Origin of the sequence: Billgrantia ethanolica (assembly GCF_021404305.1) — a bacterium.
GTDB classification, from domain to species: Bacteria; Pseudomonadota; Gammaproteobacteria; order Pseudomonadales; family Halomonadaceae; genus Halomonas; species Halomonas ethanolica.
The window spans coordinates 303456-323519 of record NZ_JABFTX010000003.1; the positions used below are offsets into that span (position 1 = coordinate 303456).

17 protein-coding genes are annotated in these 20064 nt (G+C 67.4%); 12 read left to right on the plus strand and 5 right to left on the minus strand.

What is annotated here, in order from left to right; translation table 11 throughout:
* Positions 1-10: 10 nt before the first annotated feature.
* Positions 11-634 carry a glutathione S-transferase family protein gene (locus HOP53_RS14450; protein WP_234270682.1) on the minus strand — a complete coding sequence of 208 codons (624 nt, stop codon included), beginning with the start codon at positions 632-634 and terminating at the stop codon, positions 11-13.
* Between the two features lie 74 nt (positions 635-708).
* Entirely contained in the window at positions 709-1224 is a 516-nt protein-coding gene (gene soxR, locus HOP53_RS14455) for a redox-sensitive transcriptional activator SoxR (RefSeq protein ID WP_234270683.1), read from the minus strand.
* Between the two features lie 257 nt (positions 1225-1481).
* Here soxR and HOP53_RS14460 point away from each other — a divergent pair, with 257 nt between their 5' ends.
* On the plus strand, positions 1482-3365 hold the full coding sequence (locus tag HOP53_RS14460; RefSeq protein ID WP_234270684.1) for an ABC transporter ATP-binding protein: 1884 nt from the start codon (positions 1482-1484) through the stop codon (positions 3363-3365).
* 39 nt (positions 3366-3404) lie between these two features.
* Positions 3405-3821, plus strand: a complete 417-nt coding sequence (locus tag HOP53_RS14465) for a RidA family protein (protein WP_176342922.1) — start codon at positions 3405-3407, stop codon at positions 3819-3821.
* Positions 3822-3843: 22 nt separating this feature from the next.
* Here HOP53_RS14465 and HOP53_RS14470 read toward each other — a convergent pair whose 3' ends face one another.
* Entirely contained in the window at positions 3844-4818 is a 975-nt protein-coding gene (locus tag HOP53_RS14470) for a LysR family transcriptional regulator (RefSeq protein ID WP_234270685.1), read from the minus strand.
* Between the two features lie 398 nt (positions 4819-5216).
* Here HOP53_RS14470 and HOP53_RS14475 point away from each other — a divergent pair, with 398 nt between their 5' ends.
* From HOP53_RS14475 to aroQ, 6 genes are all read left to right on the plus strand, one after another.
* Complete coding sequence (locus HOP53_RS14475) at positions 5217-6410, plus strand: efflux RND transporter periplasmic adaptor subunit (RefSeq protein ID WP_422677621.1); 1194 nt, start codon at positions 5217-5219, stop codon at positions 6408-6410.
* Between the two features lie 94 nt (positions 6411-6504).
* Positions 6505-9678, plus strand: a complete 3174-nt coding sequence (locus HOP53_RS14480; RefSeq protein ID WP_234270687.1) for an efflux RND transporter permease subunit — start codon at positions 6505-6507, stop codon at positions 9676-9678.
* Positions 9671-11149, plus strand: a complete 1479-nt coding sequence (locus tag HOP53_RS14485) for an efflux transporter outer membrane subunit (RefSeq protein ID WP_234270688.1) — start codon at positions 9671-9673, stop codon at positions 11147-11149. Before HOP53_RS14480 ends, HOP53_RS14485 begins: the two co-directional genes overlap by 8 nt.
* Positions 11150-11411: 262 nt before the next feature.
* Positions 11412-12812: an ATP-dependent RNA helicase DbpA gene (gene dbpA, locus HOP53_RS14490; RefSeq protein WP_086511285.1), complete on the plus strand. Its 1401-nt coding sequence runs from the start codon at positions 11412-11414 to the stop codon at positions 12810-12812.
* A gap of 28 nt (positions 12813-12840) precedes the next feature.
* Complete coding sequence (locus tag HOP53_RS14495) at positions 12841-13743, plus strand: PA4780 family RIO1-like protein kinase (protein ID WP_234270689.1); 903 nt, start codon at positions 12841-12843, stop codon at positions 13741-13743.
* A gap of 57 nt (positions 13744-13800) precedes the next feature.
* Positions 13801-14394: a gamma subclass chorismate mutase AroQ gene (aroQ, locus tag HOP53_RS14500; RefSeq protein ID WP_086511287.1), complete on the plus strand. Its 594-nt coding sequence runs from the start codon at positions 13801-13803 to the stop codon at positions 14392-14394.
* Between the two features lie 29 nt (positions 14395-14423).
* On the opposite strand, the gene HOP53_RS14505 is transcribed toward aroQ, so the two are convergent.
* Positions 14424-15173, minus strand: a complete 750-nt coding sequence (locus tag HOP53_RS14505; protein WP_234270690.1) for an NAD(P)H-dependent oxidoreductase — start codon at positions 15171-15173, stop codon at positions 14424-14426.
* Positions 15174-15302: 129 nt separating this feature from the next.
* Here HOP53_RS14505 and HOP53_RS14510 point away from each other — a divergent pair, with 129 nt between their 5' ends.
* From HOP53_RS14510 to HOP53_RS14525, 4 genes are all read left to right on the plus strand, one after another.
* Positions 15303-16343, plus strand: a complete 1041-nt coding sequence (locus HOP53_RS14510) for a zinc-dependent alcohol dehydrogenase family protein (protein WP_234270691.1) — start codon at positions 15303-15305, stop codon at positions 16341-16343.
* A 44-nt stretch (positions 16344-16387) separates the two neighbouring features.
* Positions 16388-17257, plus strand: a complete 870-nt coding sequence (locus HOP53_RS14515; protein ID WP_234270692.1) for a LysR family transcriptional regulator — start codon at positions 16388-16390, stop codon at positions 17255-17257.
* Positions 17254-18075, plus strand: a complete 822-nt coding sequence (locus HOP53_RS14520) for an aminoglycoside adenylyltransferase family protein (RefSeq protein WP_234270693.1) — start codon at positions 17254-17256, stop codon at positions 18073-18075. Before HOP53_RS14515 ends, HOP53_RS14520 begins: the two co-directional genes overlap by 4 nt.
* A gap of 80 nt (positions 18076-18155) precedes the next feature.
* A complete protein-coding gene (locus tag HOP53_RS14525; RefSeq protein ID WP_234270694.1) occupies positions 18156-19163 on the plus strand; it encodes a zinc-dependent alcohol dehydrogenase family protein in 1008 nt (335 codons plus the stop codon).
* On the opposite strand, the gene HOP53_RS14530 is transcribed toward HOP53_RS14525, so the two are convergent.
* On the minus strand, positions 19160-19969 hold the full coding sequence (locus tag HOP53_RS14530; RefSeq protein ID WP_234270695.1) for a helix-turn-helix domain-containing protein: 810 nt from the start codon (positions 19967-19969) through the stop codon (positions 19160-19162). The genes HOP53_RS14525 and HOP53_RS14530 overlap by 4 nt on opposite strands.
* Positions 19970-20064: the final 95 nt, after the last annotated feature.

The window sequence follows — 20064 nt, forward strand, 5'->3', positions numbered from 1 at the left end:
CAGGCGACCCTCAGCGGAGGGCCTGGTCCTTGGCTTGGTCATCCAACTCGCTGGCCCGACGATACGCGGGGCGGCTGCTGACACGCGCCCAGTAGTCGGAAAAGGCAGGGCAGGGGCCCAGGCCACCGTATTTCAGCCCCCAGCCGATATGCGCGCCGAGGTAGACGTCAGCAGCGGTGAACTGGGGGCCGGCGATGTATTCGTGTGCGCTGATGGCGATCTCCAGCGTATCCAGCACGGCTTCGATACTGCCGTAGCCGACCCGGCCCTGCTGGTCGACGTTGGGCTCCATGCCCAGGTCGCGATCCGTCATGGCGGCTTCGAGCGGGCCGGCAGAGAAGAACAGCCAGCGGTAATAGGGGCCGCGCTCCGCCAGTGGCGGTGCCAGGCCCGCTTCCGGGAAAGCATCGGCCAGGTAGGCGCAGATGGCGGCGCACTCGGTGACGATCGTCTCGCCGTGACGTATGGTCGGCACCTTGCCCATGGGATTGATGGCCAGAAAGGCGGGCGACTTCATGGCAGGGCCGAATTCCACCACTTCCGTACGATAAGGCGCACCGATCTCTTCGAGCATCCAGCGAACGATGCGCCCCCGCGACACGGGGTTGGTATAGAGAATAAGGGAATCTGGCATGACAGCGCTCTCCTTGGGCTCTCCCCAAGATAGCAGTTAGTCGAGTTGATGTAATCGGACTGTTAAACGCAAGCTCAGGCGGGGTCGAGCAGGCGCGGCCCGGCGCCCTCCTCGGCCAGTTCGTCCTCGGGATTGCGCAGCGGACACTCATCCATCGACAGGCAGCCGCAGCCGATGCAGTGGTCGAGCTGGTCGCGCAGTTGGGTGAGACGCACGATCCTGTCGTCGAGCGCCTGACGCCAGCTCGCCGAGAGCCTCTGCCAGTCGGCGGCAGTCGGCGCGTGGGATTCCGGCAGTGCCTCGAAGGCGGCGCGAATTTCGCCCAGGGTGATGCCGGTGCGCTGAGCGACCTTGATGATCGCCACGCGGCGCAATACGTCGCGCGAGAAGCGTCGCTGGTTGCCGGCGTTGCGTCGACTCCTGATCAACCCCTTGGCTTCGTAGAAGTGAATGGCGGAGACGGCCAGCCCGCTGCGCCGAGCGACCTCTCCCACGCTGAGTTCGCGGTGCAGCAGCGCGGCACCCTTGCGCTTGCCTGAAGGCTTTCGGGCAGGTGTGCTCGAAACATCGTAGGGGGTGGAGTCGGTCATCGTTGCTGTGCCTCGTCAGTTAATTCTTTTTAAAATAATTTATCAGTTTCATTGATATAAACGATCATGAAGTTTGATTGTGCATTCTTCCGCAATGCTCGTATGGTTTTCGCTTCCTTTTTCGCCGTGTTGTTCCATGAAGAGTTCATGAACCTCTTGACCTCAATTTAAGTTTAGGTTTTAGCCTGCTTCCTGTCATTGGATAAAACCCTGCTTGATGCCAAGTTTTCTTAAGTATTCTTGACGATGGAGTTGTCATGTTTCGTTACTTCGAGAGATTGGTGAACCCCTACCCTTCGGGGCAGGCCGGTACGCCACCCAAGGGACTGTTCAAGTTCATCCTGCACTTCTCGCGTCCGGTGCTGCCGCTGCTGCTGGCCATGTCGCTGGTTACCGCCATGGTCTCGGCGGCCGAGGTGGTGTTCTTCGGCTACATGGGTGAGCTGGTGGACTGGTTGGCCAATGCCGAACGCGAAGGGTTCTTCGCCGAGTACGGCTGGCGCCTGGCGGGCATGGCGGCGTTGGTGGTGGTGGGCCTGCCGCTGCTGGTGCTGCTGCAGTCGCTGCTCTCGCACCAGGGCATCTTCGGCAACTACCCAATGCTCGGACGCTGGCTGGCGCACCGTCACATGCTGAGCCAGAGCCTGGCCTTCTACCAGGACGAATTCGCTGGTCGCGTATCGCAGAAGGTGATGCAGACGGCGCTGGCGATCCGCGAGACGGTCACCAAGCTGCTGGGCCTGATGGTCTATGTGCTGGTCTACTTTATCGGTGCCATGTGGCTGATGGGCGGTGCCGAGCCCTGGCTGATGCTGCCGCTGGTGGCATGGCTGGGGGGCTACGGCACGATCATGTGGGTCTTCGTGCCGCGGCTGCGCCGGGTCTCCATGGAGCAGGCCAACGCCCGTGCACGCATGACCGGACGCATCGTCGACAGCTACAGCAACATCCAGACCATCAAGCTGTTCGCCGATACCCAGCGCGAGCAGGCCTACGCCCGCGACGCCATGGAGCAGTTCATGGTCACGGTGCACCGGCAGATGCGCCTGGCCACGCTGCTCTCGGTCTCGTTGACGGTACTTAACTCTCTGCTGCTGGCCAGCGTGGCCGCCATTGCCATCGGGGCCTGGTATTTCCAGGCCATGTCACTCGGCGCCATCGCCGTGGCCATCGCCCTGGTCATGCGCATTCGCTTCATGTCCGACTGGATCATGTGGGAGGTGGCGGGGCTGTTCGAGAACATCGGTACGGTGCAGGACGGCATTAATACCATCGCCCGTGAGCCCACGGTCAAGGATCTGCCCGGTGCGGCGATGCTCAGCGTGCCCCGCGGCGAGATCCGCTTCGAGTCGCTGCGTTTCGGCTACGACCGGCCCGACGGTGCGCAGGCCCGCGTCTTCGACGGCATGAGCCTGACCGTGGCGCCAGGCGAGAAGGTCGGCTTGATCGGCCGCTCCGGCGCCGGCAAGTCGACCCTGGCCAACCTGCTGCTGCGTTTCTACGACCTGGAAGGCGGCCGCATCCTGATCGACGGGCAGAACATCGCCGAGGTCAGCCAGGAGTCGCTGCGGCGCAAGATCGGCATGGTGACCCAGGACACCTCGCTGCTGCACCGCTCGGTGCGCGACAACATTCGCTACGGCAGCCCCGAGGCCACCGACGAGCAGGTGCTGGAAGCGGTACGTCGGGCCCATGCCGAGTTCATCTTCGAGCTGGTCGATCACAAGGGGCGGCGCGGCCTCGACGCCCATGTCGGCGAACGTGGCGTCAAGCTCTCCGGCGGCCAGCGCCAGCGCATCGCCATCGCCCGGGTACTGCTCAAGAATGCGCCGATCCTAGTACTCGACGAGGCCACCTCGGCGCTCGATTCCGAGGTCGAAGCGGCCATTCAGGAGCAGCTCGACACCCTGATGGTGGGCAAGACGGTCATCGCCATCGCACACCGGCTGTCGACCATCGCCATGCTCGATCGACTCATCGTCATCGACGAGGGACACATCGTCGAGAGCGGTACCCACCGCGAGCTGCTGGCGCTCGATGGCCTCTACGCCTCGCTGTGGCGGCGTCAGTCCGGCGGTTTCCTGGGGCTGGACACCGAGGAGAGCGAGCGGCAGGAAAGCCCGTTGAACGCGGAGTCGTGAGTCGGGCACAACCCATAGGCAACGAAGGAGGGGGTGAACATGCAAGGCGTGGAACGAGAAGTCATCAACCCGCGGGGCGTGCCCAATACCCTGCAGTACGGCTTCAGCCAGGCGGTGATGGTCAAGGGCGGCTACCGTGTGCATCTCTCGGGGCAGGTGGGGGTGGATGCCCACGAGTGCCTGGTCGGCCCCGACCTGGAGGGGCAGACCTTTGCCGCGTTGGACAACATCGAGGCGATTCTCGGCACGCTGGGCGGCGACCTGTCCCACGTGGTGATGCTGCGCATCTATATCGCCGAGCCCGCCCGCTACGACCAGGAAGGGGTGGTGGAGGCACTGCGCTCGCGCTTTCCCAAGTCGCCACCGGCCTCTTCCTGGGTGATCGTCAGCGGCCTTTCCGAACCGGAATGGCTGATCGAGATAGAAGCCGAGGCGGTGCTGCCCGAGCTGCCCTGAAGCCTCTGTCAGAAGCCAGACACTATGCCAGCGCCTGTTCCACTTCCGCCGGTGCGGCGTGGGCAGGCGGCTGCCAGGTATCTCCGGCGGGCTCCATGGTGATGCGCATGCGCTCGACCACGAAGTCGACGAAGGTGCGCACCTTGGGCGAGACCAGGCTGCCGCCGGGGAAGACGGCGTTGAGCTCGACCTCGGGGCCTTCCCAGCCTTCGAGAATACGCCGCGGGCGGCGTGCTTCGGGGCTCATGCAGGTGACGAACTCGTTGGCCAGCATGATGCCCTGACCGTTCTCGAGCATGCCGCGCAGGGCGAAGGGGTCGTTAGCGATGGCGATGGGGTCGACTTCCACCTCCACGGCTTGCTGGCTCTCGCTGTGGTGCAGTTGCCAGACGTAGCGCTGGCCGCGCTGCTCCATGGCCTTGGCCAGCACGAGGTGGGCGGCCAGTTCCGCCGGCTCGCGCGGTTCGCCGTGCCGGGCCAGGTAGGCCTCGCTGGTATAAACGTAGGAGCGAAAGCGGGCCAAGGGACGTGCCACCAGGCTGGAGTCGGGCAGGGAACCGACCCGTAGCGCGACGTCGATCTGGTTGGCGACCAGATCCAGGCGCTCGTTGGAGAGCACCAGCTCGATGCGCACCTGGGGGTAGAGCTGATGGAAGTCGCGCACCAGGATCGAGGTGAACTCGGTGCACATGGTGAAGGGCGCGGTGACCCTGAGCCAGCCACGGGGGCTCTCTTCGAGATGGTGCACCGCCTTTTCCGCCTCGCCCAGGTCGCGGGCGATGCGGTTGCAGTAATCGAAGTAGATGGCACCCGCCTCGGTCAGGCTCAGGTTGCGGGTGGTGCGGTGCAGCAGCCGCGCGCCGAGGCGCCGCTCCAGGTCCTGCACCTTGCGACTCACCGTGGTCTTGCCGAGGCGAAGCTGTTTGGCGGCGGCGCTGAAGCTGCCCTGTTCCACGACCTTGGCAAAGATCAGGGCGTCGTTGAGGTCTTGCAGCATGGTCGTATTCCTGTGCCGTGCGCAGTGCCTGGGGAGCGGTGCCAGGAGAACCCCGTTTCAGGGTAAGCACCGTGTCAGGGGAAATACTGCAGAGGGCAAGAACGGTTGCACGGAGACTGTCCCGCCAAAGGGACAGTATTTCCCTGCTGGCCCGACTAATCAAGTGCCCGGTAACACTATAAGGTGGCGGTCTGCGAAGTTTGCCGTCGATTAATCACGCCGCCGAACGACATTAATAAGTTAGAAAGGATAGAGGCAATCAACTCGCGGCCAAGAACGAGCTGCCGAGAACTAGCGGCAAAGAACTAGCGGCAAAGAAAAGAAGCCAGGCTGAGTAACCAGCAAGGCGAACTTCGCGTTGGTCAATGGGAGAGGGAATATCAATGAACGTCCACAAGATGTTCGAGAGTCGAGGGAGCCGGCGCCTGCTGATGGCTACCGCCATGCTTGCCGGAATCGTCGTGCTGACAGGATGCGAGAGCCAGGCCGATACTCAGGCCGGCGCCGAACAGGGGCCGCCGCCACCGCAGGTCAGCGTGGCTCAGGTGCTGGTCGAGGACGTGGAGCTGTGGGACGCCTTCACCGGCCGTATCGAGGCGGTGGAAACGGTCGACCTGCGTCCCCGCGTGTCCGGCTACATCGAGAGCGTCAACTATACCGAGGGTGAGAAGGTCGAGAAGGGCGACGTGCTGTTCGTCATCGACCCGCGCCCTTACCGCGCCGAGCTGGAACGGGCCGAGGCCGAACTGCAGCGAGCCCGAGCCCGTGCCGAACTGGCACGCAGCGAAGCCGCCCGGGCCGAGGCGCTGGGTCAGAGCCGCTCGATCTCGCGTGAAGAGCTGGACCAGCGTCGTTCAGCGGCGGCTACCGCCGCGGCCGACATCCTCGCCGCTCAGGCCATTGCCGAGACGGCCCGGCTCAACATGGAGTTCACCGAAGTGCGCGCGCCCATCGCCGGACGTGCCGGCAGGGCCATGGTGACCGCGGGCAACCTCGTTTCCGAGGCCACGCCGCTGACCAGCATCGTCGCCCTGGACCGGGTCCACGTGCACTTCCACAGCGACGAGCGGGCCTACCTGCACTACGACGCCCTGGCGCGCAACGGCGGTCAGTTCAGCCTGCGCGACGGCGGCGTTCCGGTGCGTGTGGGCCTGGCCAGCGACGAGGACTACCCCTACCGCGGCGTGGTCGACTTCATCGACAACCGTCTCGATGCCGACACCGGCACCATCCTGACCCGTGCCGTGCTCGACAACGGCGAGGGTCGCTTCGCGCCCGGCATGTATGCCCGGGTTCAACTGCTGGCGGGCAGCGCCGAGGGCACCCTGCTGATCGACGACAAGGCGGTGCTCACCGATCAGGACCGCAAGTACGTGTATGTGGTCGACGAGGGTCGAGCCATGCGTCGCGACGTGGAGCTTGGGCGCATGGTCGACGGCCTGCGGGTGGTGACGGCGGGCCTCGAGCCCAGCGATCAGGTGGTGGTGAACGGCGCCCAGCGGATCTTCTTCCCGGGCATGCCGGTGGCGGCGGAGAGCGTCGACATGCGCGGCTCGGGGGCGGCGGCCGGCGAGTACGCCGCCGTGCGCTGAGCCGAGCACCGCCCAGCACGACTCCAGTTAACCATAACCCCTGAATGACGTTCACGGGGCGGACCACGCGTCCGTCCCGTAAGGGAGTCTCGTCATGAATTTTGCCAAGTTCTTCGTCGACCGGCCGATCTTTGCCGCGGTGCTGTCGATCCTGATCTTCATTGCCGGCGCGATCACCATTCCGCTGCTGCCGGTCAGCGAATACCCCGACGTGGTGCCGCCCACCGTGCAGGTGCGCGCCGTCTATCCGGGCGCCAACCCCAGCGAGATCGCCGACACGGTGGCCACGCCGCTGGAGGAGGCCATCACCGGGGTCGAGAATCTGATGTACATGAAGTCGGTGGCCGGCTCCGACGGGGTGTTGGCGCTGACGCTGACCTTCCGCCCCGGTACCGACCCGGACGAGGCCCAGGTGCAGGTGCAGAACCGGGTCAGCCAGGCCCTGGCGCGGCTGCCCGAGGCGGTGCGCCGCCAAGGCGTGACCACCGACAAGCAGTCGCCCGACCTGACCATGGTGCCGCAGCTGATCTCGCCCGACGGGCGCTACGACAGCACCTACCTGCGCAACTACGCGGCGCTGCATGTGCGGGATGAGCTGGCGCGGCTCGAGGGGGTGGGCCAGGCGATGCTGTTCGGCGCCGGCGACTACGCCATGCGGGTGTGGATCGATCCCGACCGCGCCGCTGCGCGCGGGCTCACCGCCGGCGACATCATCGCCGCGATCCGCGAGCAGAACGTGCAGGTCTCGGCCGGCCAGCTCGGCGCGCCGCCGACGCCGCAGTCGTCCGACTTCCTGGTCTCGATCAACGCCCAGGGGCGCCTGACCACCGAGGAGGAGTTCGGCAACATCGTGGTCAGGGCCGGCAGCGGTGGCCAGATCACCTACCTCTCCGACGTGGCGCGCATCGAACTCGGCGCCGCCGAGTACTCGCTGCGAGCGCTGCTCGACAACCAGCAGGCGGTGGCCATCGGTATCTTCCAGGCGCCCGGCTCCAATGCCATCGCGCTCTCCGATGCGGTGCGCGACAAGATGGAGGAGCTCTCCCAGCGCTTCCCCGAAGGGGTGGAGTACACCATCGTCTACGACCCCACGGTGTTCGTGCGCGATTCGATCAAGTCGGTGATCAAGACCCTGCTCGAGGCGGTGCTGCTGGTGGTATTGGTGGTGACGCTGTTCCTGCAGACCTGGCGTGCTTCGGTGATCCCGCTGCTGGCGGTGCCGGTGTCGATCGTGGGTACCTTCGCTGTGCTCTATCTGCTCGGCTTCTCGATCAATACCCTGACCCTGTTCGGCCTGGTGCTGGCCATCGGCATCGTGGTCGACGACGCCATCGTGGTGGTGGAGAACGTCGAGCGCAACATCGAGGAGGGGCTCGCGCCGCTGGCGGCGGCCCACCAGGCCATGCGCGAGGTGAGCGGGCCGATCATCGCCATCTCGGTAGTGCTGTGCGCGGTGTTCATCCCGATGGCCTTCCTCGAGGGCGTGACGGGGCAGTTCTATCGCCAGTTCGCGGTGACCATCGCCATCTCCACGGTGATCTCGGCGATCAACTCGTTGACGCTATCGCCGGCGCTGGCGGCGCTGCTGCTCAAGCCCCACGACGCACCCAAGGACCGCCTGTCACGGCTGATCGACTTCCTGTTCGGCTGGGTGTTCCGCCCCTTCAACCGCTTCTTCAACGCCAGCTCCAAGGGCTACCAGGGCGGCGTGGCGCGCAGCCTGCACCGACGCGGCGCGGTATTCGCCGTCTACGCGCTGCTGCTGGCGGGTACCGGAGTGATGTTCCAGGTGGTGCCGGGCGGTTTCATTCCCACCCAGGACAAGATGTACCTGATCGGCGGCGCCAAGCTGCCCGAAGGCGCTTCCCTCGACCGCACCGAGGCGGTGATCCGGCGCATGACCGAGCTGGCGCTGGAGACCGAGGGCGTGACCTCGGCGGTGGCCTTCCCCGGGCTCAACCCGCTGCAGTTCACCAACACGCCCAACACCGGCACGGTGTTCTTCGGCCTCGACCCGTTCGAGTCGCGCTCGCGCAGCGCCAACGAGATCGTCGCCGAGCTCAACGGCAAGTTCGGTGCCATGCAGGAGGCGTTCAGCTTCGCCTTCACTCCGCCGGCGATCCTCGGCATCGGTTCGGGCTCGGGCTTCTCGCTGTTCGTGCAGGACCGCGCCGGGCTCGGCTACGGCGAGCTGCAGCAGGCGGTGGACGGCTTCAGCGGGGCGCTGATGCAGGCGCCGGGCATGGGCTATCCGATCACCTCCTACCAGTCCAACGTGCCGCAGCTCGACCTGCACGTCGACCGCGTCAAGGCCAAGACCCAGGGCGTGGCGCTGACCGACCTGTTCGAGACCCTGCAGGTCTATCTCGGTTCGGTCTACGTCAACGACTTCAACCGTTTCGGACGCACCTGGCAGGTGATGGCCCAGGCCGACGGCGACTTCCGTATGGACGTGGCCAACATCGAGCGCCTGCGCACCCGCAACGAGCATGGCGAGATGGTGCCCATCGGCAGCATGATCCGCGTCGACCGCACCTTCGGCCCCGACCCGGTGATCCGCTACAACGGCTACCCGGCGGCGGACCTGATGGGCGAGGCCGATCCGCGCGTGCTGTCGTCGAGTCAGGCCATCCAGGTGGTGGAGCAGCTCGCCGCGGGAGTGCTGCCGGCCGGCATGGCGTTCGAGTGGACCGACCTGAGCTATCAGCAGGTCAACCAGGGCGGGGCGGCGCTGATCGTGTTCCCGCTGGCCATCCTGCTGGTGTTCCTGGCGCTGGCCGCGCTCTACGAGAGCTGGACGCTGCCGCTGGCGGTGATCCTGATCGTGCCGATGTGCATGCTCTCGGCGCTGATCGGCGTGAAGCTCACCGGCGGCGACAACAACATCTTCGTCCAGGTGGGGCTGGTGGTGCTGATCGGCCTGGCGTGCAAGAACGCCATCCTGATCGTCGAGTTCGCTCGTGAGCTGGAGATGCAGGGCCGCGGCATCGTCGAGGCGGCGCTGGAGGCGTGCCGCCTGCGCCTGCGCCCGATCATCATGACCTCGATCACCTTCACCGCGGCGGTGGTGCCGCTGATGCTGGCCGGTGGTGCCGGCGCCGAGGTGCGCCAGGCGCTGGGCACGGCGGTGTTCGCCGGCATGCTCGGCGTGACCCTGTTCGGCCTGTTCCTGACCCCGGTGTTCTACGTCGCCCTGCGCAAGCTGGTCTCGCGCGGGCAGGCCGAACCCCGTGACGCACAGCCCGTGGAGGGCGCCTACCATGCCTGATCTGGCCAAACCGATGAGAGCCCTGCGCAACCTGATGCCGTTGCCGCTCGCCCTGGCGCTGGCCGCCTGTGCGGTGGGGCCCGACTACCGCGCGCCGACGCTGGCCGAGCCCGCCGCCCTGGCGCGCGCCGAGGCTGAGCTCGTCACTCCCGAGGCGGTCGAGCGCGAGTTCTGGCGCGGCTTCGACGACCCGCTGCTGAGCGAGCTGGTCGAGGAGGCCTTCGACGCCAACCACGACCTGCGCATCGCCCTGGCGCGTCACGACCGCAGCCTGGCACTGCTGCGCCAGTCGCGCCGCGACCTGGCGCCCAGCGTCACCGCCCAGGGCGGCGCCTCGCACCAGCGAGCCAGCGCCGACCAGATGCCCCAGGCGACGCGCTCCCAGCGCGACTTCGAGAGCTATGATGCCGGCGTCGCCGCGCTGTGGGAGCTCGACTTCTTCGGCCGCGTGCGGCGTGCCGTGGAGGCTCAGCAGGCCGAAGCGGAGGCCTCGGCCGCCGATGTGCGCGCCATGCAGGTGGTAGTGGTCGGCGAGCTGGTCGATCAGTACGTGCGCCTGCGCGGCCTGCAGGAGCAACTGCGCGTGGCGCGAGCCAACGCCGACAACCAGCGTGAGTCGTTGGCGCTGGTCGAGGCCCGGCTGGAGGCGGGGCGCGGCACCGAGTTCGACAGCGTGCGCGCCCGGGCCCAGCTCGAGAGCACGCTCTCGCGGATACCGGCGCTGGAAGGCGAGATCGCCGCCATCATCCATCGCCTGGCGGTGCTGACCGGGTGCGAGCCCGGCGCGCTGATCGCCCGGCTGGAGACGCCCGCGCCGCTGCCGGCGCTGCACGACAAGGTGGCGGTGGGCCTGCCCGGCGAGCTGCTGCGCCGCCGCCCCGATATCGCCGCCGCCGAGCGGCGCCTGCACGCCGCCACCGCCAGCATCGGCGTGGCCACCGCCGATCTCTACCCGCGCTTCACCCTGAGCGGGTTGCTCGGTACCCAGGCCGCCAGCACCGGCGACCTGTTCGGTCGCGACAGCCAGACCCGGCTGGTGGCGCTGGGGGTGGACTGGTCGTTCCTCGACAGCGGTCGGGTGCGGGCGCGCATGGCCGCCGCCGATGCCGACGCCGAAGCCAACCTGGCGCGCTACGAGCAGACCGTGCTGCAGGCGCTGGAGGAGGCCGAGACGGCGCTCGCCCGCTACGCCCAGTCGCTGCGCGAGCGCGAGCATCTGGCGGCGGCCGCCGCGGCCAGCGCCGAGGCGGCCCGCCAGGCGCGGGTGCGCTTCGAGGTCGGCGTGATCGACTTCCTCGAAGTGATCGACAGCGAGCGTTCACGGCTCGAGGCCGAGGACGGCCTGGCCCAGAGCAGCGTGCGTGCCGCCACCGCCCTGGTGAGCGTCTACCGGGCGCTGGCCGGCGGCTGGGAGGAGCGCATGGACGCGCCGCGCCAGGCGAATGCCGAACCGGCGCTGAGCTCCACCTGATGAGGGCGAGCCCGGCTCGCCTGCATGACGACGAGCCGGCATGGCGCCATGCGCCGTGCCGGCTCAACCTGTCCCACGTTCCCCGCTACGTCCCCCAGTAAGCACTCGCTGACCTCGCTGCGCCGGTAGGGCGTATTGCCCGCGATTATCTGCTATGCTGCTCGCCTGCCTTTAGACGAAGCGCGACCTCGGCTCGTGCCTTCGCATCCACCCTCGCTTGCTTGCCGCTTCGGCAATCGCTCAGTCTCGCAGGTTCATTTCCGTGTCCGACTCTCCCAACGACGGGGCCTTTGCCTCGCTGCCGCTGGCGCCACCGCTGCTGGCCAATCTCGATTCGCTTGGCTACCTGGCCATGACGCCGGTGCAGGCCGCCAGCCTGCCGCCGGTGCTGGCGGGCCGCGACGTGATCGCCCAGGCCAGGACCGGCTCGGGCAAGACCGCGGCGTTCGGCCTGGGGCTGCTCTCGCGTCTCGATGTCTCGCGCTTTCAGGTTCAGGCGCTGGTGCTCTGCCCCACTCGCGAGCTGGCCGATCAGGTGGCCGGCGAACTCCGGCGGCTAGCGCGCACGCTGCCCAACGTCAAGGTGCTGACCCTGTGCGGTGGCGCTCCCTTCGGTCCGCAGCTGGCCTCGCTGGCGCATGGCGCGCATGTGGTGGTGGGCACGCCCGGTCGTATCGAAGAGCATCTGCGCAAGGGCGCGCTCGATCTCGCCTCGCTCGACGTGCTGGTGCTGGACGAGGCCGACCGCATGCTCGACATGGGCTTTCAGCCCAGCCTGGAGGCGATCGTCGGCGCGACGCCCGCCAGCCGCCAGACCCTGCTGTTCAGCGCCACCTACAGCGACGAGGTCAGGGGCATCGCCCAGGGGCTGATGCGTGACCCGGCCGAGGTGGCGGTGGCCGAGGCCCATGACGAGAGCACCATCCGCCAGCGCGTCTACCGGGTGGCCGACGAGACGCAGCGTTTCGCCGCGCTGCGTGGGCTGCTGCTGCAGCACCGGCCGCGCTCCAGCGTGGTGTTCTGCAACACCCGGCGTGAGGCCCAGGAGCTCGCCGACGCCCTCGCTGAGGCGGGCTTCAGCGCCCTGGCGCTGCACGGCGACCTGGAGCAGCGCGATCGCGACCGCATCCTGGTGCTGTTCGCCAATCACAGCGTCTCCATCCTGGTGGCCACCGACGTGGCGGCCCGCGGGCTGGATATCGCCGCGCTGGATGCGGTATTCAACTACCAGATCGCCCGCGACCTGGAGGTCCACGTACATCGCGTCGGGCGTACCGGCCGTGCCGGCGGCTCCGGCATCGCCTGTACCCTGGTCAGCGAGAGCGAGGCCTATCGCCTCGAGCGGCTGAACGAATTCCTCGGTGAGCCGCTGGAGGAGGCACCGCTGCCGCCGCGCAGCGTGCTGACGCGGGAGCCCTTCCTGCCGCAGATGGCCACGTTGCAGCTCGACGGCGGCAAGAAGCAGAAGGTACGCCCCGGCGATATTCTCGGCGCCTTGACCGGCGAGGGTGGCATCGAGGGGGCTCAGGTAGGCAAGATCAAAGTGCTGGAGCGCAGCGCCTACGTGGCGGTGCAGCGCGAGGTCGCCAAGGCGGCGCTTGCCCAGCTCGGCACGGGCAAGCTCAAGGGGCGCTCGTTTCGCGCCCGGCGTGTCAGCCGCTGATGGCCGCTTTAGAACAGTAGGAGGATAGGTGAAGGTACCTAAACGATTGCAGCCGCTGATCGACGACGGCTTGATCGACACAGTCGAGAGCCAGCTGATGAGCGGCAAGGAAGCCCAGGTCTTCGTGGTGATTTCCCACGGCGAGCGGCGCTGCGCCAAGGTCTTCAAGGAGGCCAAGCAGCGCAGCTTCAAGCAGGCGGTGCAGTATCAGGAGGGGCGTCGCGAACGCAACAGCCGCCGCTCGCGGGCCATGGCCAAGAAGACCCGCTACGGCCAGAAGGAGCAGGAGCAGGCCTGGCTCAACGCCGAGGTCGATGCCCTCTACCGGTTGGCGGCGGCGGACGTGCGGGTACCGCAGCCCTACGGCTTCATCGATGGCGTGCTGCTGATGGAGATGATCAGCGATGCCGAGGGCCTGACCGCCCCGCGACTGGACGACGTGACCCTGAGCGCCGAGCAGGCCCGCGAGTACTACGCCAAGATCCTGCGCGATGTGGTCAAGATGCTGTGCGCCGGCCTGGTGCACGGCGATCTCTCCGAGTTCAACGTGCTGCTGGCCACCGATGGCCCGGTGATCATCGACCTGCCCCAGGCGGTGGATGCCGCCGGCAACAACAGCGCCGAGTGGATGTTCGAGCGCGACGTGGACAACATGCGCCGCTACTTCGGGCGCTTCGCCCCGGAGCTGCTCGGCACCGACTACGGCAAGGAGATCTGGGCGCTCTACGAAGCCGGCGAGCTGCATCCCGAGAGCCGACTGACCGGCTGCTTCGAGCATGACACCGGCACCGTGGACGTGAACGAGCTGATGAGCGTGATCGACGACGTGCGCGAGGAGGAGGCCTACCGCCAGGGGAGGCGCAACCGCAGCGACGAGCCCGGCGTGGAGGAGGCCGCGGAGGAGTGGCAGGAATCCCAGCGGGAGCGTTGAGCCGAATTGGAGTACCCTTTCGAATCATCTCCAATAAATAACCGAGCGAGGATCGCCATGTCGTTGCATAGAGCGCTGCCCATCCATTCCGGACGCTGGCTGGCCATTGCCTTGGTCCTGCTGCTGGCAGGGTGTCAGACCCAGCCGCCGGAGCCGCCCGACGAGGACAAGGCGGCCATCGACCGCATGCTGGTCTTGATCGACGAGCGGCTCGACGTGGCGCCGCTGGTGGCGCAGTCAAAATGGAACAGCGGCGCGCCCATCGAGGCGCCGGAGCGCGAGGCGCAGATTCTCGATCAGGTGGCAGAAGATGCCGAGGCGGCTGGCGTCGACGATGCCTTCGCCCGGCGCTTCTTCGACAAGCAGTTCGAGGCCAGCAAGCAGATCCAGCGGCGCCTGCACCATCAATGGCTGCAGGAGGGGCGTTCCCCCTTCGCCGATCCGCCCGATCTCGCCGAGGAGGTGCGACCGGTGCTCGACCGCCTGACGCCACAGCTGATCGAAGCGCTGGCCGACATGCAGCGTATCGCCGAGGTGGAAGGCTCAGGGCGCTACCTCGAACAACGCGCCGCGGAGCTGATCCAGGACGACTTCGACGGCGAGCCGCGCGACGTGGCGATTGCGCCGCTGAGAGAGCGCTTCGCGCCCTAGCGGCCACTTCTTTCTCACCATCGCGGAGCCTACGGCTGCCAGGCTCGGGGGTGCTCGGTCTTGAGCACCCCTTGTTCGTTCCAGTCGTCCCAGCCGGCGAAGGGGATCGCTGCCTCGCCGTCTAGCCCTTCCAGCCGCCGTGCCCAGGCGGCTTTCTCCGCTTCCAGGCGTTCACGGAACGCCGCCTCGTCCTGATAGCTCAGCCCGCCGCCCTGCACCCCGTAGGTGACCTGGGGCGGCAGCACGCTGACGCCCAGATAGTAGAGCGAGTAGTGGATCGGCCACAGCAACGCCACGATATGGCCGCTGCGCCCGTGCCGGCTGAAGGTCGGCGCCGGGGCGCCGGTGGTCACCGAGAGCATGGCCCGCTTCCCGGGAAAACGGCCGCGGTCGTAGCGCATGCGACCGCTGTAGAGCCCGCCGTAGACGAACACCCGGTCGAACCAGCCCTTGAGCATGGCCGGCTGGGCATGCCACCACAGCGGAAACTGCAGGATCACCAGGTCGGCACGCTCCAGGCGTTCGATCTCGCGCTTCACGTCGACGGGCAGGGTGCCGCCCTCATAGGCGTGGCGCTGTTCGGTGAGGGGGAAGAATGTCTCGGGCTCGACCCGTTCGACGTAGTGGCCAGGCCGCTCCAGCGGATCGAAGCCTTCGGCGTAGAGATCCGAGACCTCGACACGGTAGCCTTGCCGCTGCAGGGTCTCGACGGCGACCTCCTTCAGGGCGCCATTGAACGAGCGCGGTTCGGGGTGGCAGAACACGATCAGGGCATGCATCTTGGATCTCCGCTTTGCTGGCCTACGTGATGCGTGCTTTCAGGCTATGCTGTACGCTGACGAACCGACATTCCCAAAACATGACAGCCGACTTTGCATGATTGAACAGCCCGCCAGAGAGGGTCTTGCATGAAAGCCGTGGTCTACGAGGCCTTTGCCGCTCCGCCGCAAATCCAGCAACTGCCCGATCCGACGCCGGAAGCGCACGGCGTGGTGGTCAAGGTGATGGCGACGGGGGTGTGCCGCAGCGACTGGCACGGCTGGATGGGGCACGATCCCGACATTCGGCTCCCCCACGTGCCGGGGCACGAGCTGGCGGGCATCGTCGAGGCGGTGGGCAAGGACGTGACGCAATGGCGCGTGGGCGATCGCGTCACGGTGCCCTTCGTCGGCGGCTGCGGCAGCTGCCCCGAGTGCTACTCGGGGAACCACCAGGTCTGCGACAGCCAGTTCCAGCCCGGCTTCACTCACTGGGGCTCCTTTGCCCAATACGTCGGCATCCACCAGGCGGACATCAACCTGGTGGCCTTGCCAGAGACGTTGGATTTCGCCACGGCGGCCAGCCTGGGCTGCCGCTTCGTGACCTCGTTTCGCGCCGTGGTCGACCAGGGCAAGGCATCCGCGGGCCAGTGGGTGGCGGTGCACGGCTGCGGCGGTGTCGGCCTCTCTGCGATCATGATCGCCAATGCCGTGGGCGCCAACGTGGTGGCCGTCGACATCTCGGCCGAGAAGCTCCAGTTGGCCCGTGAGTTGGGTGCGGTGGCCACCGTGAACGCAACCGAGGTGGCGGATGTTGCCGAGGCGGTCATCGAGGTGACGCGGGGCGGTGCCCACGTGTCGTTGGATGCCCTGGGGCACCCCACCACCTGCTTCAATTCGATCAGCAATCTGCGCAAGCGCGGCAAGCACGTTCAGGTCGGGCTCATGCTGGCCGATCACAGCACGCCGGCCATTCCGATGAGCAAGGTGATTGCCCACGAGCTGGAGATCCTCGGCAGCCACGGCATGCAGGCCCATCGCTACGGCGCCATGCTCGACATGATCCAGACCGGCAAGCTCTCGCCCGAGAAGCTGGTCGGCCAGAGGATCAGCCTGGAACGGTCGATCGAGGCGCTGACGAGCATGGATGAGTTCCAAGGCGTCGGCGTGACCGTGGTGACCGAGTTCTGAGCAGCAGCTGAGCCGCGCCATGCCGGGGTTGGGGGGAGTGAATCGTGACTGAGCAGTCGCTGCACTGGGACGACCTGCGCGTGGTGCAGGCCATCGCCGAGGCGGGTTCGCTCTCCGGCGCCGGGCGGCGGCTGGGAGCCAGCCACGCCACGGTGTTCCGCCGCCTGAACGCCATCGAGCGGCGTCTGGGCGTGGCGCTGTTCGAGCGCTCGCGCACGGGTTACGCACCGACCCCGGCGGGGGAGGACCTGGCGGCAACCGCCGCCCGTGTGGAAACCGAGGTGCTGGGCGCCGAGCGGCGCGTGGTGGGGCGTGACCTGCGCCTCTCCGGCAGCATCCGCGTGACCACCACCGACACGCTGCTGATGGGGCTGCTGTCGCCGATCTTCGCCGGCTTCCAGCGTGCGCATCCCGAAATCGTGCTCGAAGTGGCGGTCTCCAACCAGCTATTCAACCTCTCCCAGCGCGACGCCGACGTGGCGGTGCGGCCCTCGCCCTCGCCACCCGAGCATCTGGTGGGACGGCGGGTCGGCACCGTCGCTCAGGCCGTTTACGCCCGTGCCGATGACGCCGCCGATGCCTGGGTCGGGCCGGACCGTCACCTGGGCTATGCCGCACTCGACGCCTGGATGGCCGACCAGGAGGCCAACGAGCGCTGCCGCTATCGCGTCGACACCATGCTCGGCATGCTGGCTGCCGTCCGCGACGGGCTCGGCCGCGCCGTGCTGCCCTGCTATCTCGCCGATGCCGAAGCGGCCCTGATGCGACTCGGCGAGCCGATCCCCGAGCTGGCCACCGATCTGTGGCTGCTGACCCATCCCGACCTGCGCCGGGTGGCGCGCATCCGCGCCTTCATGGCCTACGTGGCCGAGGCGTTGGAGAAAGTGTGGGAGCAAGAACGGAGAACACGATGAAGCTCTCTTCCCAAGCGGCCGGCCAGTCGCTACCGCAGGAGGCCATGGACGCCTTCGACATCGTCGCCCGCGAGTTGGGCGAGAGCGTGGTTGGCGTCTATCTGTTCGGCTCGGCACTTGCCGGCGGCCTGCGACCCCACAGCGACGTGGACGTGCTGGTGATCGTCGGCCAGCCACCCGAGGAGGCGATACGCCGGCGGCTGGTCGAGGCGCTGATGCGGGTCTCCGGCAGCCCCGTGAACGACGGCTCACCCAGGCCATTGGAAGTGACGCTGCTGTGCCGTCAGGGGCTGATGCCGTGGCACTACCCGCCGAGGAGCGAGCTGGTCTACGGCGAGTGGCTGCGGGACGAGTTCGAGCAGGGCCGTATACCGCCGGCGGCTGTCGATCCCGATCTGGCCGTGGTGCTGACCACCGCCAGGCAGTGCAGCCTTGCCTTGTACGGGCCGGAGCTCGCTGAGCTTGTGGCGCCGATTCCCGAGGCGGACCTGCGCCGGGCCATCCTCGATTCACTGCCTGGCCTGGTGGCGGGGTTGCAGGGCGATGAGCGCAACGTTCTGCTGACCCTGGCGCGCATGTGGATGACCCTGGAGACGGGAGAGATCGCTCCCAAGGACGTTGCCGCCGCCTGGGCGCTGGAGCGCCTGCCGCCCGAGCATCGGGCCACCATGTCGGTGGCGCGGCGCAGCTATCTCCAAGGGGATGGTTCTGAAGGGGAACGTCTCGAAGGGGAACGTCCTGAAGGCGGCGACGAATGGGCACGGCGCAAGCGGCAGGTGGAAGCGCTGGCGGCCTATCTGCAGCGCGCCATCGCTTGACCGAAGGCGGGCCCATTAGGCTAGTCTCTTGGCACGCTCATTTTTTCGAATTGCTAGCTCGAATTGCTAAGGAGTATGCCATGAAGGTCGTTACCCTGGGCAGCGGCGGTGGGTTGGATCAACTGCAGGTCGTCGAACGCGATGCGCCGGGCGTGCCGGGGCCGGGTGAGATCCGCGTGCGGGTGCATGCCAGCTCGCTCAACTTCCACGACTATGCCGTGGTCGCCGGGATGATCCCTACCGAGGATGGCCGCATTCCCATGTCCGATGGGGCGGGCGTGGTCGAGGCGGTGGGCGAGGGCGTCGAGGAGTTCGTCGTTGGCGATGCGGTGGTCTCCACCTTCTTCCCCTACTGGCTCGACGGCCCGGCGCGGGTCGCCGACTTCAAGACCACGCCCGGCGACGGTATCGACGGCTACGCCCGCGAGCAGGTCATTCGCCCGGCCACCTGGTTCACCCACGCGCCCAAGGGCTACCGCCACGAAGAGGCCGCCACCCTGACCACGGCGGGGCTCACTGCCTGGCGCGCGCTGGTGGTGGACGGCAACCTCAAGGCTGGCGATACGGTGCTCACCCTGGGCACCGGCGGCGTTTCCATCTTCGCTCTACAGTTCGCCAAGGCCATGGGGGCGCGAGTGATCTCCACCTCCTCCTCCGACGAGAAGATCGAGACGCTCAAGAAGCTCGGCGCCGACCACACCATCAACTACAAGGCCGAGCCGGAGTGGGGCAAGAAGGTTCAGGCGCTGACCGACGGTCAGGGCGTCGACCACGTGATCGAGGTCGGTGGGCCGGGCACCCTGCCGCAATCCATCGACGCCGTGCGCATCGGCGGCCATATCGCGCTGATCGGCATCCTGACCGGGCGCGGCGGCGAGGTGCCCACCGTCAAGCTGATGGCCAAGCAGGCACGCCTGCAGGGACTGATCGTCGGCAGCCGCATCCATCAGCAGGAGATGGTGCGCGGCATCGAGGCCTGCGGTGTACGCCCGATCATCGACAGCACCTTCAAGCTCGAGGAGATCGCCGACGCCTTCCGCCACGAGGAGTCGGGACGTCACTTTGGAAAGATCTGCCTGTCGTTCTAATCCGCTGAGGCGGCCGCCAACTGCTGCAGCGCTTCCTGGGTGGCCGCGTCCGCCGGAAAGAACGACTCGATGGCGAGCTCCTCCAGGGTGACGTCGAGCGGGGTGCCGAACACCGTGGTGGTACTCAGTAGCGACAGCACGCTGCCATCCGGCATGACCAGCTCCAGCGGCACGACGATGCCGCCGTGGCGCGATGAGGCGCTGGCCAGGTGAGGGCGGGCGCCGGCCGGTATCGGATACCCCTTCAGCTCGTCGCCGAGCGAGGCCAGCACCGGGTCGGCGGTCGTCTCGACCTGGCGCGCCAGGCGCTCGAGGATATGGCCGCGCCATTCGCGGAAGTTGCCGATGCGCGGCGCGAGCCCCCGGGAATGCAGCGTGAGCCGCAGCACGTTGACCGGCGGCTTCAGCAGTTCGGCGTCGATGCCGTCGAGCAGCGCCTCGAGCGGGCGGTTGGCCAGCAGCAGGTGCCAGTGGCGGTCGACGGCCAGCGCCGGGTAGGGGGCGTGGCTCGCCAGCAGCCGTTCGATCACGCCGCGAACCGCACCCAGCTCGGGAGCGTCGATGCCGCGCTCGCCGAAGGCGGGGGCGAAACCGGCGGCGAGCAGCAGCCGGTTGCGCTCGCGCAGGGGCACGCCCAACTGCTCCGCCAGGCGCAGCAGCATCTCCCGGCTGGGCATGGCCCTTCCGGACTCGACGAAGCTGAGGTGGCGCTGGGAGATCTCGGCCTCTGCGGCGAGCGCGAGCTGGCTCAGTCGCCGCCGCTGACGCCACTCCTTCAACAGCTGCCCGGGGGTAGGGGAATTCATTGCCATAAAGCCAGATTAGCGCCAAGCGATATGCGTGGCTATTACCTTGCAGGTAATCGCCAGGCCGCACCAGCGGGGCGAAGCTGTCGAGGCAA